Source organism: Anaeromyxobacter paludicola (assembly GCF_023169965.1).
Lineage (GTDB): Bacteria > Myxococcota > Myxococcia > Myxococcales > Anaeromyxobacteraceae > Anaeromyxobacter_B > Anaeromyxobacter_B paludicola.
This window is the reverse complement of sequence record NZ_AP025592.1, coordinates 411,357-426,220: the sequence shown is the minus strand read 5'-3', so window position 1 is coordinate 426,220 and position 14,864 is coordinate 411,357. Positions and strand designations below refer to the sequence as shown.

Below are 14,864 nucleotides of genomic sequence, written 5' to 3'. Positions count from 1 at the left end.
TTGACTCCTAGTCGACCCGGTAGTTCGGGGCTTCCTGGGTGATGATCACGTCGTGCACGTGGCTCTCGCGCAGCCCGGCGCTGGAGATGCGGATGAAGCGCGGCTTCTGGCGGAGCTCGGGGATGTTCTTGCAGCCGAGGTAGCCCATGCCGCTGCGGAGGCCGCCGACGAGCTGGTAGACGTTCATCGCCACCGGGCCCTTGTACGGCACGCGCCCCTCGATGCCCTCGGGCACGAGCTTCTCGGCCTCGGAGACGTCGGCCTGGAAGTAGCGGTCCTTCGACCCCTCCTTCATGGCGCCGATGGAGCCCATGCCGCGGTAGCTCTTGTAGCTGCGCCCCTGGTACAGGATCACCTCGCCCGGCGCCTCCTCGGTGCCGGCGAAGAGCGAGCCGATCATCACGCAGGACGCGCCGGCGGCGAGCGCCTTCACCATGTCGCCCGAGTACTTGATGCCGCCGTCGGAGATGACGGGGATCCCGTGCTTCTCGGCGGCGCGGGAGCAGTCGTCCACCGCGGTCACCTGGGGCACGCCCACCCCGGCCACCACGCGGGTGGTGCAGATCGAGCCGGGGCCGATGCCGACCTTCACGGCGTCCACGCCGGCCTGGCAGAGCGCCTCGCAGGCCTCGGCGGTGGCCACGTTGCCGGCGACCAGCTCGACGCCCTTGAAGTTGGCCCTGGTGGCGCGGACCGCGTCGATGACGCCCTTCGAGTGGCCGTGGGCGGTGTCGATGGCGATGACGTCGGCGCCGGCCTTGAGGAGCGCGGCGATGCGGGCCTCGCGGTCGGGCCCCACGCCCACCGCGGCGCCGCAGAGCAGGCGGCCGAGCTTGTCCTTGGCGGCGTTCGGGTGCTTCTGGATCTTCTCGATGTCCTTGATGGTGATGAGGCCCTTGAGCTCGAAGGCCTCGTTCACCACCAGGAGCTTCTCGATGCGGTGGCGGTGGAGGAGGTCCTTCGCCTCCTCGATCTGGACGCCCTCGCGCGCGGTGACGAGGTCCGTGGTCATCACCTCCTCGACCCGCTGCTCGAGGTTCTTCTCGAAGCGCAGGTCGCGGTTGGTGAGGATGCCCACCAGCCGCCCCTTCCGCGTCACCGGGATGCCGCTGATGCCGTTCTCGCGCATGAGCGCGACGGCCTGGGCGAGGCGGGCCTCGGGCTCGATGGTGATGGGGTCGCCCACCACCGCCGACTCGTACTTCTTCACCTTGAGGACCTCGGCCGCCTGCTGCTCGACGGTGAGGTTCTTGTGGATGAAGCCCATGCCGCCCACCGACGCCATGGCGATGGCCATCTGCGCCTCGGTGACCGTGTCCATCGCGGCCGAGACGAGCGGGATGTTGAGGTGGATGTGGCGGGTCAGGCGCGAGCCGGTCTCTACGGACTTCGGGAGGACGTCGCTCTCTCCCGGGACCAGCAGGACGTCGTCGAAGGTGAGAGCTTCTCGAAGATCGTCGCGATTGAGCATGCGGACGTATATCCAACCGTGTGCGGAGGCGTCAAGGAGCGCGGCGGGCGCGCCCGCCGGGCCGCATGGCCCCGCGCCCGCGGCCGTTCTCTTGCGATTCCGCCGCCCTTCCTTCGATAATGCCCAGGTGTCCGCCGACGACAAGCGTGGGGGCGATCGGGTTCCGATCGGACTGGTGGTCCGGCTCGCCTACGAGAGCACCGACGAGTTCGTGGATCGCTACGCGGTGAACATCTCGCGGGGCGGGATGTTCGTGCGGACCCGCGACACCTGGCCCGTCGCGACGGTGATCGCCTTCGAGCTCCGCCTGCGCTCGGGCGAGAAGGTGGTCCGCGGCCGGGGGACCGTGCGCTGGGTCGCCGAGGCCGGCGGCGCGGCCCGCAACCCGGGCATGGGGATCGAGTTCCTCGCCCTCGACGAGGAGTCGCAGCAGCTCGTGGAGCGGATGGTGCGCGTCCGCGAGAAGCGCGGGCTCTGGGCGAGCCTCGGCGAGCCCCCTGCCCCGCCCGCGCGCCCCGCCGCACCGGCGTCCGCCCCCGCCGCGACCGCCGCAGCGCCGGCCGCCCCGGCCCGGGCCGCCCCGGCCCCGGCCGCCAGCCGCCCCGCGGAGCCGCCGCCCGCGCCGAAGGCTCCGCCCGCCGCCGCGCCGCCACCGAAGGCGCCCCCCGCCCTCGAGTCGCCGCCGCCCCCGAAGCCGCCGCCCGCGCCGGCCCAGGCCGACCTCTCCGCCCCCCACGTCCCCGGCAAGCTCGAGCAGCGCGGCGCCGCGCCGGTGGAGGTCGGCCTCCCCGAGGCGCCGGCCGCGCCGGCCCGCCCGTCCAAGGCGATCATCGGCATCGACCTCGGCACGACCAACTCCTGCGCCGCGCTGGTGGTCGATCGCAAGCCGTTCGTGGTCCCGTCTCGCGAGGGGCACAACACGGTCCCGTCGGTGGTGGCGCTCAACGCCCGCAACCGGATCGTGGTGGGCCACCTCGCGAAGGCGCAGCTCCTCACCAACCCGCGCCACACCGTGCAGGGCGCGAAGCGGCTCGTCGGGCGCCCCTGGGACTCGCCGCAGGTGCAGCAGCTCCGGGAGAAGTTCGCCTACGACATCGTGCCGGGCGCGGAGGGGCTCGCCGCCGTCCGCCTCGGCGCCACCACGCTCTCGCTCGAGCAGGTCTCGGCCCTCATCCTGAAGGAGGTCCGGGAGGTCGCCCAGAACCACCTCGGCGCCGAGGTCAACCGCGCGGTCGTCACCGTCCCCGCCTACTACAACGAGCGGCAGCGCGCGGCGGTCCGCGCCGCCGGCGCGCTCGCCGGGCTCAAGGTGGAGCGGATCCTGAACGAGCCGACGGCGGCCGCCCTGGCCTACGCCCACGGCAAGCAGCTCCGCCAGCGCGTGCTGGTGTACGACCTCGGCGGCGGCACCTTCGACGCCTCGCTCCTCGAGCTCTCCGACAACGTGTACGAGGTGGTCTCCACCGGCGGCGACCCGTTCCTGGGCGGCGTGGACTTCGACCACCGGATCCTCGACCGGCTCCTCACCGCCTACCACGAGCAGGTCGGGCGCAAGTTCGACGGCGACCGGGTGGCGCTCTCGCGCATGGTGGACGCGGCGGAGCGGGCCAAGTGCGCGCTCTCGGAGCGGCAGGACTTCCAGATCGACCTGCCCTACCTGGCCCTCGTGGACGGCCAGCCGGTGGGGCTCAAGCTCGCGCTCTCGCGCGCCGAGATCCAGGCGCTGGTCGAGCCGCTCGTGGACCGGACCATCGAGGTCTGCCGCGAGGTGCTCGCCGCCCGCTCGCTCCAGGTCTCGGACGTGCACGAGGTGCTCCTCGTCGGCGGCCAGTCGCGGATGCCGCTCGTGCACCGGAAGGTGGAGGCCTTCTTCGGCCGCGCGCCCTCCCGCGCCGTCCACCCCGACGAGGCGGTGGCGCTCGGCGCGGCGCTCCTCGCCGACTCGTGGGGCACGGCGGACGGGCCGGTGCTGGTGGACGTGGTCCCGATGAGCATCGGGATCGGGCTGCCCGGCGGGCGCGTCAAGACCATCATCGAGCGGAACACCTCGCTGCCGGTCCGCAAGCAGTACAGCCTCTCGACCACCCGCGACGGCCAGGACCAGTTCGAGCTGGTGGTGCTGCAGGGCGAGGGCGCCACGGTGGACGCCTGCGAGTACCTCGGGACCCTCACCCTCTCCGGCCTGCCGAAGGGGCCGCGCGGGATGGTGAAGGTGGGCATCACCTTCGAGCTCGGCGCGGAGTGCCTGCTCGACGTCACCGCCCGCGAGATCCACACCGGCCGCACCGTGAAGACCAGCTTCTCGATGCGCGACGGCGTGCTCGCGGCGCGCAAGCGGCTGGGGGTGAAGGGGCCGGCGGCGGAGAGCCCGTCGATGCCGGCCGCGGCCGCCAACGGCCCCGCCGAGCCGGCCGCGAGCGCGCCGGTGGACGTCCCCGTCACCGTGGCCCTGCCGCTCCCGGCCCGCGGCCCCGAGGCGGCTCCGGTCGCCGCGCCCGCGACCCGGCGGGGCGGGTTCCTGGGCCTGCTGCGCCGGCTCTTCGGCCGCCGGGCGGCGTGAGACCGCCCAGGTCCGCGCTGCGCCGCCCCCCTCCCCGACCCTCCCCCGCTGACGCGGGAGAGGGAGAGCTGCACTCCCTCCCCGAGCCTCCCCCGCTGACGCGGGAGAGGGAGAGCTGCACTCCCTCCCCGCCGGGCGGGGAGGGCTGGGGAGGGGCCGTCCTGAGGAGATCTAGCGGCCGCCCATGGGCGGCTCGGCGGGGCCGGCGGTCTCGGCCCGGGCGGCGCGCCGGCGCATCCAGCGGAACGCGGCGACGGCCAGCACCAGCGCCACCGCGATGAGGATGTAGTGGCTGAAGCGGCTCGCCGCGCGGGCGGCGAGCTCGATGTCGTCGCCGAAGTAGAACCCGAGGCCGACGAACAGCGGCGCCGAGACCAGCGCGGCCACCGCGTCGAAGAAGACGAACTGGAGGTAGGGGACGCGCGAGTGCCCCACCGTGAAGTAGGTGGGGGCGCGCAGCCCGGGCAGGTAGCGGGCGATGACCACCACCACCTTGCCGCGGCGGCGCATCAGCTTCTCCACCTGCTCGAGCTTCTCCGGCGTCACGAGCCGGCGCAGCCCGGGGATCTCGGCGACCCGCGAGCCGAGCCGGCGGCCCATCCAGTAGATGACCGAGTCCCCCGCCACGATCCCGGCCAGCCCCACCGCCACCATGGTGAGGAGCGACGGGTCGGAGATCATCCCGCGCAGCGTGCTCTCCTCGAGCGACGAGGCGAGCCAGGCGAGGACGCCGCCCGTGACCAGCACCACGTCCTCGGGGAGCGGCAGGCCGAAGCCGCACAGGAGGAGCATGCCAAAGACGAAGCCGGCGCTCGCCTCGAGCGACTGGCCCCGCAGCATGTCGACGAAGTGCTCCAGCACGCGGGCGCTCTCCTCCGGCGGACTGTTCGATACCTCAAACCGGGCGGAGAGTCGATGAACCGCTTCCGTCAGCCGCGCGGCGGGCGCTCCAGCGCCTCGCGCAGCGGCTCCCGGGCGTCGGCCATCCGACGCGCCAGATCGGCGGCGATGGCGAGCGCGAGCTTGAGGCAGGCCTGGGGCTTCTGCGGCCCGAGCCGGGCGAAGTCGGCCTGCTGCAGCTCGAGGAGCTCGCAGGCGGACTCGGCCACGGCGGAGCAGGCCCGGTGCGAGGGGGCGAGGAGCGAGAGCGCGCCGAGGTGGTCCCCGGCGCCCGCCGTCCCGAGCGGCCGCTCCGCCCCGGACACCTTGTGGGCGAGCCGCACCGTGCCCGAGCGGACGATGAAGAGGGACTCTCCCACCATCCCCTCCACGAAGAGCGGCGTGCCGGCCGGGACCGCGCGCTCCCGGGCCACGGCGGCGAAGATCTGCAGGCCGGTGTCGGTGAAGTCCTTGAAGAGCAGGCAGCGCCGGAGCGACTCGAGCACGGTCATCGGGAGGACCAGCCTTCCTTCCGGTACTGCTCCGCGTAGGCCACGTAGTTCTGCGCCGACTTCCGGAAGAAGGCGATCTCCTCGCGCGTGAGCTCCCGCTTCACCCTGGCCGGCGAGCCGAGCACGAGGGTGCCCGAGGGGACCACCATGCTCGGGGGCACGAGCGAGCCCGCGCCCACCATCGAGTCCTCGCTCACCACGGCGCCGTCCATCACCACCGCGCCGATCCCGACGAGGCAGCGGCTCTGGATGGTGCAGCCGTGCAGGGTGACGCGGTGGCCCAGCGTCACGTCGTCCCCGACGACGGTCGGGTGGGTGCCGTTGGTGACGTGGATCACCGTCTGGTCCTGCACGTTGGTGCGCGCGCCGATGCGGATGTAGTTCACGTCGCCGCGCACCACGGCGCCGAACCAGAGGGAGGACTGCTCGCCCACCTCGACGTCGCCGATCACCAGCGCGTCGTCCACCGCGAACACCGACGGGTGGAGCCGCGGGGAGATCCCCTTGAACGGGTGGATTCGCGCCATGGCCCGGGATGCTAACCGGGTCCCCCCGCACCCGCAAGGCGCCGGTTCCACCCGCGGTATCGGTCAGGCGAGCCGCGCCGGGCCGGTGCGCTCCCCGGAGAGCGAGCCCGGGAAGGCGGCCGTCACCCGGACCGGGACGAGCGCGGCGGCGGGCGCCTCGGCCTCGGTCGCGGTGAAGTGCACCACCCGGTTGTCGGGCGCGCGGCCGCAGCGGCGGGCCGGATCGCCCTCCGACGGCCCCTCCACCAGCACCTCGAGCTCCCTCCCGACCAGCGCCTGGTTCTTCTCGAGGGCGATCCGCCGCTGGAGCGCCTGGAGCCGCTCGAGCCGCGCCAGGGCCAGGTCGCGGTCCACCTCGGTCCACTCCGGGGCGCTGCCGAGCCGGAGCGCGGCCACGGTCCTGGGGCGCGGGCTGAAGACGAAGCTGAAGGAGTTGTCGAAGCGCGCCCGCTCGAGGAGCCGCAGCGAGCCCTCGAAGTCCTCGTCGCCCTCGCCGGGGAAGCCGACGATGAAGTCGGTGGTGATGGCGATGCCGGGGCGCGCCGCCTCGAGGCGGCCGTGGCGCTCGAGGTACTCCTCCACCGTGTAGTCGCGCCGCATCCGCCGCAGCACCTCGTCCGATCCGGCCTGCACCGGCAGGTGGAAGTGGGGCATCACCTTGGGCTCGTCGCGGAAGGTCTCGATGAGCGCGTCCGAGAGGTCGTGCGGGTGGCTGGTGGTGAAGCGGATCCGCGCGATCCCGGGCAGGGCCGCCACCTTCCGGAGCAGCTCGGCGAAGCTGCAGCCGCCCACGTACGAGTTCACGTTCTGGCCGATGAGGGTGACCTCGCGCACGCCGACCGCGGTTAGGGCGGCGCACTCGTCGAGCACCTCGGCGAAGGGGCGCGACACCTCGCGCCCGCGCGTGTGCGGCACGATGCAGAAGGCGCAGACGTTGTCGCAGCCCTTCATCACCGTCACGAAGGCGCCGATCCGGCCCCGCGCCGCCTCGGGGTCGGCCGCCGGGAAGACGTACTCCTCCGAGTCCATCCAGCCGGTCTCGGCGAAGCGCTCCTTCTGCACGGCCCGCTCCACCAGCTCCGGCAGCCGGGAGATGTTGTCCGGCCCGAAGACGAAGTCGAGGTAGGGCACGCGCGAGAGCAGCTTCCCCTTCTGCTCCTGGGCCACGCAGCCGGAGACCGCGAGCAGCGCGCCCCGGCGCGCCTTGTGCTCGCGGTAGCGCCCGAGCGCCGAGAGGAGCTTCTGCTCCGCCTTCTCCCGCACCGCGCAGGTGTTGAGGAGGATGAGGTCGGCGTCCTCCGGGTGCGGGGTGGCGGTGAAGGCGTGCCGGCCGAGCAGCTCCACCATGCGGGCGCTGTCGGCCTCGTTCATCTGGCAGCCGAAGGTGTGGACGAAGACCTTTCTCATCGCGGCGGGAAGGTAGGGGCAGGCCGGGGCCTTCGTCAACCGCGCGGCACGAGGGCGTCGGCCACGCCGGCGAGGTCCTCGAGGGTGGAGACGGTCGCCACCCGGTCCACCGCCCGGGCGTAGGCCGGCATCTCGCTGTCCCCCTGCCCCCACCCCTGCCGCTCCTCCGGGCAGATCCAGAGGACCCGCCGGGCGCGCCGGCGCAGGTCGGCGAGGGCGTCGAGCCCGGGGTCGAGGTAGTTCCCCCGCCCGTCGCCGATGACGAGCAGCGTGGTGCGCCGGGTCACCGCCCCGCGGAAGCGGGCGTGGAAGGCGCGCAGGGCCCTGCCGTAGTTGGAGTTGCCGTGCAGGTTCACCGCCTTCCCGGCCGTCGCGAGGTCGGCCGCCCGCGCCGGGTCGCGCTCGCCGCGGAGCGCCTCGGTCACCTCGCCCAGGTCGGCCACGAAGGCGAAGGTCCGCACGCGCCCGAAGAGCCCCTGGAGGGCGTGGAGGAAGAGCAGCATGAGGCGCGAGACGTGGCGCACCGAGTCGGAGAGGTCGCAGAGCACCACCAGGTCCGGCCGCTCCGGGAGCCGGCGCCGGAAGGCCGGCCGGGCGGGGTAGCCGCCGAGCGCGAGCCCGCGCCGGAGCGTGCGCCGGACGTCGAGCGCCCCGCGCCGGCGGTGGGCCCGCAGGGCGAGCTTCGCGCGGAGCCGCTCCGCGAGCCGCCGCACCGCGGCCTCGATCCGCTCCTGCTCCGCGCGGCTCGGCGCGGCGAGCCGGTCCGGCCGGAGCGCCCCGCCCTCCCGGCTGCGCGCCTCCTGCTCGAGCTCGGCCCAGCGGCGGGCCGCGTCGGCCACCTGCGAGAGCTGCGCCGCGAGCCGCGCCGAGACGAGCGAGAGCCCCGCCGGCGAGAGGCCGCGGGCGCGCAGCGCCTCCTCGATCCGGGCGAGGTCCCCGTCCACGCCGCCGCCCCCGGCCGCCGAGAGGAGCCGCCGCCCGTAGAAGCCGACCTGGCCCGGGAGGTGGAGGAGCGTGAAGTCGAGCTCGAGCGCCGCCGTCCGGAGCAGCCGGAGCAGCGCGGCCCGCTCCCCGGCCGCGAGCGCCCGGCCGAGGGGCGTGAGCTCCGGCGCGAGGGCGCGCAGGGTGGCCGCGACCATCTCGAGCTCGCCCGGCTCGAGCAGGCCCGAGGCGGAGAGCTCCTCCTCGAGGCTGCGCTCGAAGGCGTCGAGGACGCGCCCGAGCCCGGAGAAGTAGAGGGCGAAGAGCCGCTCGAAGGTGGGGACGTCGGCGGCGCGCTTCACGAGCGTGGCCCGCAGGGCGGCGCGCAGGTCGTCGCGCTCGGCCACCCCGGTGAGCGCGGCCGCCCGCACCGCGTCGGCCAGCTCCGACGGCGAGGCGCGCACGCCGTTCTGGCGGAGGAGGCGGGCGAACTCGGCGAGGCGGGCGTCCACGCTCCCTCCTCATAGCCGAAAGGGGCCGGCGGCGCCGTTCCGGGTTAGATTCCGCCGCACCATGGCCGCGCTGCTCGTCACCCTCGAGGACGTCTCGGTGCTGCTCTCGGGCGCCCGCGTGCTCGAGGGGGTCACCTTCACCCTGCGCGACGGCGAGAGCTGGGCGATCCTGGGCCGGAACGGCTCGGGCAAGTCCACCTTCCTCAAGCTGCTCCGGGGCGAGGTCTGGCCGGCGCCGGGCGGCGGCCGCCGGCTCTACCACCTCGGCGGCGCGCCCCAGGAGAGCCACATCGGCATGCGCGAGCGGCTCGCGCTGGTCTCGGCGGAGCAGCAGGAGGCCTACCACAAGCGCGACTGGGACCTCGACGCGGGCGCGGTGATCCTCTCGGGCTTCACCGACAGCGTCTACCGCCAGGAGCCGGCCACGGACGAGGAGCGGCGCCGCATGGTGGAGATCGCGTCCGAGCTCGGGGTGGACCGGCTCCTGCCGCGGCGCTTCCTGTCGCTCTCGACCGGGGAGGCCCGGCGCGTGCTGCTCGCCCGCGCCCTCGCCCCGCGCCCGCGGGCGCTCCTGCTCGACGAGGCCGCCAACGGGCTCGACGCGGCGAGCCGGCGGCGGTTCCTCGAGGCGGTGTCGCGGGTGGCCCGGAGCGGGCTCCCGGTGGTCATGGCCACGCACCGCGCCGAGGAGGTGCTGCCGGAGATGACCCGGGTGGCGCGGATGGAGGGCGGCAGGCTGCGGGTCGTGGTGGGGGAGCCGGGGCTGCCGCGAGGCGAAGCCGGCGGGCACCCCCTCCCCGGCCCTGCCCCGCGCGCGGGAGAGGGTGAAGCCGCGAGCGCTGAAGCTGCCGCGAGCGCCCCTCGCTGCGCTCCCTCCCCGCTCGGGCGGGGAGGGCCGTGGAGGGGCGGCCAGGAAGCCCCCGTCGCCGCCCCCCTCCTCCACCTCGAGCGCGCCAGCGTGAACGTCTCCGGCCACCCGGTGCTCCACGCGCTCGACTGGACCGTGCTCCCCGGCGAGAACTGGGCGGTCCTCGGCCCCAACGGCGCCGGAAAGAGCACCCTCGTCCGGCTCCTCGCGGGCGAGGAGCAGCCCATGCCCGGCGGCCGCGTCCGCCGCCTCGGGCTCCCCGCGCGCACCGGCCTCTGGGAGCTCCGGGCCCGGGTGGCGCTCGTGAGCCCCGAGCTGCAGGCCCGCCACCGCTACGAGGAGCGGGGCGAGGAGGTGGTGCTCTCCGGGTTCTTCGGCAGCATCGGCCTCCCGGAGGCCCCCACCCCCGCCCAGCGCGAGGCCGCGCGCGCCTGGATGGAGCGGCTCGGCGCCGCGCACCTCGCGGACCGGCGCGTGCAGACCCTCTCGCACGGCGAGCTGCGCCGGCTCCTCCTGGCGCGGGCGCTGGTGCGCGACCCGGAGCTGCTCCTCCTCGACGAGCCCTGCGACGGGCTCGACGCCGAGAGCCGCTCCGCCCTCCTCGCGCTCCTCGAGTCGCTCTGCCAGGGCGGGCTGCACCTCGTCCTCGCGAGCCACCACGCCGCCGACCTCCTCCCCTCCATCGATCACGTCCTCGAGCTCGAGGGAGGCCGGGTGCGGCGCGCCGGGCCGCGGGGCGCGTAGCCGAGGCCCGGGCCGCGCTCGCGCCTCCGCGGCTGCGCGCCGGGCGGCGGCCTGCTATGACGGCCGCGCATGCCGACCCTGGTCGTCGCCGTCTTCCTCGCCTTCTTCGCCGCCGAGTACGCGGTCGAGACCGGCCTGCTCCTCCTCAACCTGCGCCGCGCCCGGCGCTCCGGCGACGCGGTGCCCGCGCCGCTGCAGGGCGTCGTCACCCCGGGCTCGGCCGCCCGCAGCCGCGACTACACCCTCGCGAACGGCCGGCTCGCCCTCGTCTCGGGCGCGTGGTCGGCGGCGCTGACGCTGGCGGTGCTCCTCTCCGGGCTCCTCCCCTGGCTGCACCAGGCGCTCGCCGCGCGGGGGCTCGCCGGGGCGCACCGCTTCGTCGCCTTCCTGGTGCTGGTCTCGGCGCCGTTCTGGGTGGCCGGGCTCCCCTTCGCGCTCTACCGCACCTTCGTCCTCGAGGCCCGCTTCGGCTTCAACCGGACCACGCCGGCGCTCTGGCTCAAGGACCGGGCCAAGGGGCTCCTGCTCTCGGCGGCGCTCGGGCTGCCGCTCCTCTACGCGGTGTACGGCTTCATGGCCCTCACCGGCCGCGCCTGGTGGCTCTGGCTGGCCGGCTTCCTCACCGGCGTGCAGATCCTGATGGTCTGGCTCTTCCCCACCCTCATCGCGCCCCTCTTCAACCGGTTCCAGCCGCTGCCGGAGGGGCCGCTCAAGGAGCGGCTCGAGGCGCTCGCCCGCGCCGCCCGCTTCCGGAGCCGGGGGCTCTTCGTGATGGACGCCTCCCGCCGCTCCGGCCACGGCAACGCCTACTTCACCGGCTTCTTCCGCCCGCGCATCGTCCTCTTCGACACCCTCGTCGCCCAGATGACGGTGCCCGAGGCGGCCGCCGTGCTGGCCCACGAGATCGGCCACTACCAGAAGCGGCACGTGCACCGGCGGCTCGCGCTCGGGGTGGCCGGCCAGGTGGTGACGCTCTGGGCGCTCTCCCTCCTCGTCCCCTGGCCGCCGCTCTACCGCGCCTTCGGCTTCGCCGCGCCCTCCTACGAGGCCGCGCTAGCGCTCTTCTCGCTCGGCGGCGGCGCCTTCACCTTCTTCCTGGCCCCGGTCGCGTCCTGGCTGTCGCGCCGGCACGAGTACCAGGCCGATCGCTACGCCGTGGCGCTCGTGCCCGAGCCCGGCGCGCTCGCGTCGGCGCTCGTGAAGCTCAACCGGGAGAACCTCGCCAACCTCGACCCGCACCCCTGGTACAGCGCCTGGCACTACTCGCACCCGACGCTGGTGGAGCGGCTCCGGGCCATCGGCGAGGCCGGCAGGCCGGCGTAGGCGGCTAACGCTCCAGGAGCGCCAGCCCCTCGACGTGGTGGGTCTGGGGGAAGAGGTCGAACGGCTGCGCCGAGGCGACGCGGTAGCCGGCCTCCACGCAGCCGCGCAGGTCGCGGGCGAAGGTGGCGGGGTCGCAGGAGACGTAGACCGCGCGGGCCACCTCGAGCCGGGCGAGGAGCGGCCCCACGCCGCGGGCGCCGTCGCGCGGCGGGTCGAGGAGCGCCGCCTCGAAGCGCGGGCCGCCCGGATCCCGCGCCAGCCCGCCCGCCACGGCGAGGGCGTCGCCGGCCACGAAGCGGACCTTCGCCTGCGCGAGATCGCGGCGGGCGAGCTCCAGCGACGGCCCCAGACCCTCGACCGCGGTGACCGAGGCCGCGGCGCGCGCCAGGGGCGCGGTGAAGTTGCCCGCGCCGCAGTAGAGCTCGAGCACCCGCGCGCCGGCCGGGCGGAGCAAGGCCAGCGCCGCCTCGACGAGGAGCGCGTTCGCCCCGCGGTTCGCCTGCTGGAAGACGTCGGGGCGCGAGCGCTGCAGGCCGGCGGCCGGGTCGCGGGGGTCGCGCGCGTGGCGGAGCACCGGCTCGCCCAGCAGCGCCGGCGGCCGCCCCTCCTGCAGGAGCACGAGCCCGGCCAGCCCCGGCACGGCCCGGAGCAGCCCCTCGGCCCGCCTCGCGACCGCGGGCGTCGCCTCGGGGAGGAGGAGCGCCGCCGCCCCCCGCCCCTCCGCGTCCGACCACTCGAGCATCACCTCGCGCGGCGCGAGGCGGGCCTGGCCGAGCGCCGGCCCGAGCGCCTCGCGCAGCGCGTCGAGCCCCGGCGCGAGCAGGTGGCACTCGGCGAGCGGCACGGGGGCGTGGGAGCGGCGCCGGAAGAAGGCGAGCCGCCCGCTGGCCCGGTCGAAGTGGAGCTTCGCCCGGCAGCGGTAGCGGAGCGGCCGGGGCGAGGGGACGATGGGCAGGAGCGGGAAGCTGCCGGGCTCGAGCCGGCCGATGCGGCGCAGCGTCTCGGCGAAGCTCCGGGCCTTCGCGTCGAGCTGCCGCGCGTAGTCCACGTGGAGCCACTCGCAGCCGCCGCACTCGGCGGCCTCCCCTTCCGCGGCCGGCCCGAAGTGACGGCAGGGCGGCGCGGCGCGCGCGGCGCCGGGCCGGAGCACGCGCAGGAGCTCGGCGTGGCCCGGCCCCTCGCCGGCCGGCACCTCGACCTGGACCCGGTCGCCCGGCGCGGCGAACGGGACGTAGATCGGGCGCCCTGCGGGACCGCGCCCCACCGCCTCGCCGCCCGGCGCGAGGTCGTCGATGTCGAGCTCGAGCTTCACGAGAGGAAGCTAGTCGGGATCGAGGACGGTCCGCAGCCGGTCCACCAGCTCCTCGAGCTCGCGCCGCCTGGCGCCGTCGAGGTCGGTGAACTCCACCGCCATGCCGGGCGCGGTGTTGACCGCGTTGCCCACCTCGGCCACGCGGGTCACCCGGCCGCCGAGGTCGATGGGCCGCTCACGCTGGGGGAGCTGGACGAGGACGCGGACGGCGGTGCCGACCGGCAGCGGCTTGCGGGTGTTGATGAACAGGCCGCCGCGGCTGATGTCGGTCGCCCAGTCGGAGAGGAAGCTGCCGACGGTCCGGTAGCTCACCGGCAGCTCGTGGTGGAGCCGGGGCGAGAGGCGCTTGTTCGTCGCGGGTTCGCGGGGCACGCGAGCCGAGTGTAGCAGGCGGATCAGCCGAGGGCGAGGACGACCGGCGCCCCGCGGGCGAGGCCGAAGCGCGCCGCCGCGCTCTCCTCGCGGACCGCCACCTCCACGCGCCCGCCGCTGCCGACGAGCACGAGGAGCTCCCCCGGCCGCCCCTCGCCGAAGGTCCGGACGAAGCGGGCCGGGCGCCCCTCGACGCGCGCCTCGTGGACCGGGCGGCCCTCGAGATCGGACGCCCGGACGCTCGTGACGAGGTTCCCGAACGGATCGGCGGCGAGGCACTCGCCCCGGAGCGTCGCCCCCTCCCGCGCCGCCGCGGGCCAGCGGAGCCGGACCGGCGCCTCGACCCGCGGGCCGAGCCACTCGGGATCGCCGCCCCCGGCCAGGAAGGCGGCCACCGGCGCGAACAGGTCGCGCCCGTGGAAGGTGGCGCTCTCGGGGGCGGGCACGTGGCGCGGGTCCTCCAGCGCGAAGGCGCGGGCCCCCTCGCCGAGGAAGGGCGTGAAGAGCCCGTTGTCGGGGCCGACCAGCCGGCGCCCCTCCGGATCGACCACGCAGAGCGCGCGCCGCTCGGTGCCGACCCCGGGATCGACCACCGCGCAGTGGACGGCCGCGAGCGGGAAGCGCGGCGCGCAGGCCTCGAGCAGCAGCGCCCCCGCGAGCACGTCGAAGTGCGGCACCTCGTGCGAGAGGTCCACGAGCTGCGCCGCGGGGAGCCGCTGCAGGACGACGCCCTTCATCTGCGCCGGGTAGCCGGACCCGGCGCCGAAGTCGGTGAGGAAGGTGACGATGGGCGGGCTCACGCCGCCATCACCCCGAGGTCGGGCGCGGCGCGGAGCCGCGGCTCGGTGATCGCCTGCACCTGCTCGAGCGTGACGCCCGGGGCGAGCTCGCGCACCAGCAGCCCCTCGGGCGTCACCTCGAGGAAGGCGTGGTCGGTGCAGATGGCCGAGACGCAGCGCTTGCCGGTGAGCGGCAGCGCGCAGCGCCGCAGGATCTTGGGCCGGCCGTCCTTGGTGGCGTGCTCCATGGTGACGATCACCCGCCTGGCCCCGGCCACGAGGTCCATCCCGCCGCCCATCCCCTTCACCATCTTCCCCGGCACGAGCCAGTTCGCGAGGTCGCCCTCCTCCGACACCTCGAGCGCGCCCAGGATGGCGAGGTCGATGTGGCCGCCGCGGATCATGGCGAACGACTCGGCGGAGGAGAAGTAGGCGGTGCCGGGGATCTCGGTGACCGTCTCCTTCCCGGCGTTGATGAGGTCCGGGTCCTCCTCGCCGGCCCAGGGATAGGGGCCGACGCCGAGCATGCCGTTCTCGGACTGGAGCACCACCTCCACGCCGGGCGGCACGAAGTTGGAGACCAGGGTGGGCATGCCGATGCCGAGGTTCACGTAGAACCCGTCGCGCAGCTCCCGCGCCACCCGCCGCGCGATCTGCTCCCGCGTGAGCGCCATGCG

At 75.2% G+C, this 14,864-nt stretch carries 13 protein-coding genes; 3 read left to right on the top strand and 10 right to left on the bottom strand.

Going from position 1 to position 14,864, the window contains the following annotated elements; genetic code table 11:
- Positions 1-7 precede the first annotated feature (7 nt).
- Entirely contained in the window at positions 8-1,471 is a 1,464-nt protein-coding gene (gene guaB, locus AMPC_RS01960) for an IMP dehydrogenase (RefSeq protein ID WP_248343869.1), read from the bottom strand.
- Between the two features lie 127 nt (positions 1,472-1,598).
- Here guaB and AMPC_RS01955 point away from each other — a divergent pair, with 127 nt between their 5' ends.
- Positions 1,599-4,031 carry a TIGR02266 family protein gene (locus AMPC_RS01955; RefSeq protein WP_248343868.1) on the top strand — a complete coding sequence of 811 codons (2,433 nt, stop codon included), beginning with the start codon at positions 1,599-1,601 and terminating at the stop codon, positions 4,029-4,031.
- Between the two features lie 171 nt (positions 4,032-4,202).
- Here AMPC_RS01955 and AMPC_RS01950 read toward each other — a convergent pair whose 3' ends face one another.
- From AMPC_RS01950 to AMPC_RS01930, 5 genes are all read right to left on the bottom strand, one after another.
- The gene (locus AMPC_RS01950; RefSeq protein WP_248343867.1) at positions 4,203-4,892 is read right to left on the bottom strand and encodes a DedA family protein; all 690 of its coding nucleotides are present in this window, start codon (positions 4,890-4,892) and stop codon (positions 4,203-4,205) included.
- A 68-nt stretch (positions 4,893-4,960) separates the two neighbouring features.
- The gene (locus tag AMPC_RS01945; RefSeq protein ID WP_248343866.1) at positions 4,961-5,422 is read right to left on the bottom strand and encodes a cyclic nucleotide-binding domain-containing protein; all 462 of its coding nucleotides are present in this window, start codon (positions 5,420-5,422) and stop codon (positions 4,961-4,963) included.
- Entirely contained in the window at positions 5,419-5,949 is a 531-nt protein-coding gene (locus AMPC_RS01940; protein WP_248343865.1) for a gamma carbonic anhydrase family protein, read from the bottom strand. Before AMPC_RS01940 ends, AMPC_RS01945 begins: the two co-directional genes overlap by 4 nt.
- Positions 5,950-6,012: 63 nt before the next feature.
- Positions 6,013-7,356 carry a tRNA (N6-isopentenyl adenosine(37)-C2)-methylthiotransferase MiaB gene (miaB, locus tag AMPC_RS01935; protein ID WP_248343864.1) on the bottom strand — a complete coding sequence of 448 codons (1,344 nt, stop codon included), beginning with the start codon at positions 7,354-7,356 and terminating at the stop codon, positions 6,013-6,015.
- Positions 7,357-7,391: 35 nt separating this feature from the next.
- On the bottom strand, positions 7,392-8,789 hold the full coding sequence (locus AMPC_RS01930; RefSeq protein ID WP_248343863.1) for a VWA domain-containing protein: 1,398 nt from the start codon (positions 8,787-8,789) through the stop codon (positions 7,392-7,394).
- Between the two features lie 61 nt (positions 8,790-8,850).
- Between AMPC_RS01930 and AMPC_RS01925 the strand changes: the two genes are divergently transcribed.
- Complete coding sequence (locus tag AMPC_RS01925; protein WP_248343862.1) at positions 8,851-10,401, top strand: ATP-binding cassette domain-containing protein; 1,551 nt, start codon at positions 8,851-8,853, stop codon at positions 10,399-10,401.
- A gap of 69 nt (positions 10,402-10,470) precedes the next feature.
- On the top strand, positions 10,471-11,724 hold the full coding sequence (locus tag AMPC_RS01920; protein ID WP_248343861.1) for a M48 family metallopeptidase: 1,254 nt from the start codon (positions 10,471-10,473) through the stop codon (positions 11,722-11,724).
- 4 nt (positions 11,725-11,728) lie between these two features.
- On the opposite strand, the gene AMPC_RS01915 is transcribed toward AMPC_RS01920, so the two are convergent.
- From AMPC_RS01915 to AMPC_RS01900, 4 genes are read right to left on the bottom strand one after another with little or no spacing between them, the layout of a single operon-like run.
- Positions 11,729-13,036 carry a class I SAM-dependent RNA methyltransferase gene (locus AMPC_RS01915; protein WP_248343860.1) on the bottom strand — a complete coding sequence of 436 codons (1,308 nt, stop codon included), beginning with the start codon at positions 13,034-13,036 and terminating at the stop codon, positions 11,729-11,731.
- A gap of 9 nt (positions 13,037-13,045) precedes the next feature.
- Positions 13,046-13,408, bottom strand: a complete 363-nt coding sequence (locus AMPC_RS01910) for a TIGR02266 family protein (RefSeq protein ID WP_248343859.1) — start codon at positions 13,406-13,408, stop codon at positions 13,046-13,048.
- 23 nt (positions 13,409-13,431) lie between these two features.
- A complete protein-coding gene (locus tag AMPC_RS01905) occupies positions 13,432-14,208 on the bottom strand; it encodes an SAM hydrolase/SAM-dependent halogenase family protein (protein ID WP_248343858.1) in 777 nt (258 codons plus the stop codon).
- Positions 14,205-14,861, bottom strand: coding sequence for a 3-oxoacid CoA-transferase subunit B (locus AMPC_RS01900; protein ID WP_248343857.1), 657 nt, complete (start codon positions 14,859-14,861; stop codon positions 14,205-14,207). The genes AMPC_RS01905 and AMPC_RS01900 overlap by 4 nt, the downstream gene beginning before the upstream one ends.
- Positions 14,862-14,864 lie beyond the last annotated feature (3 nt).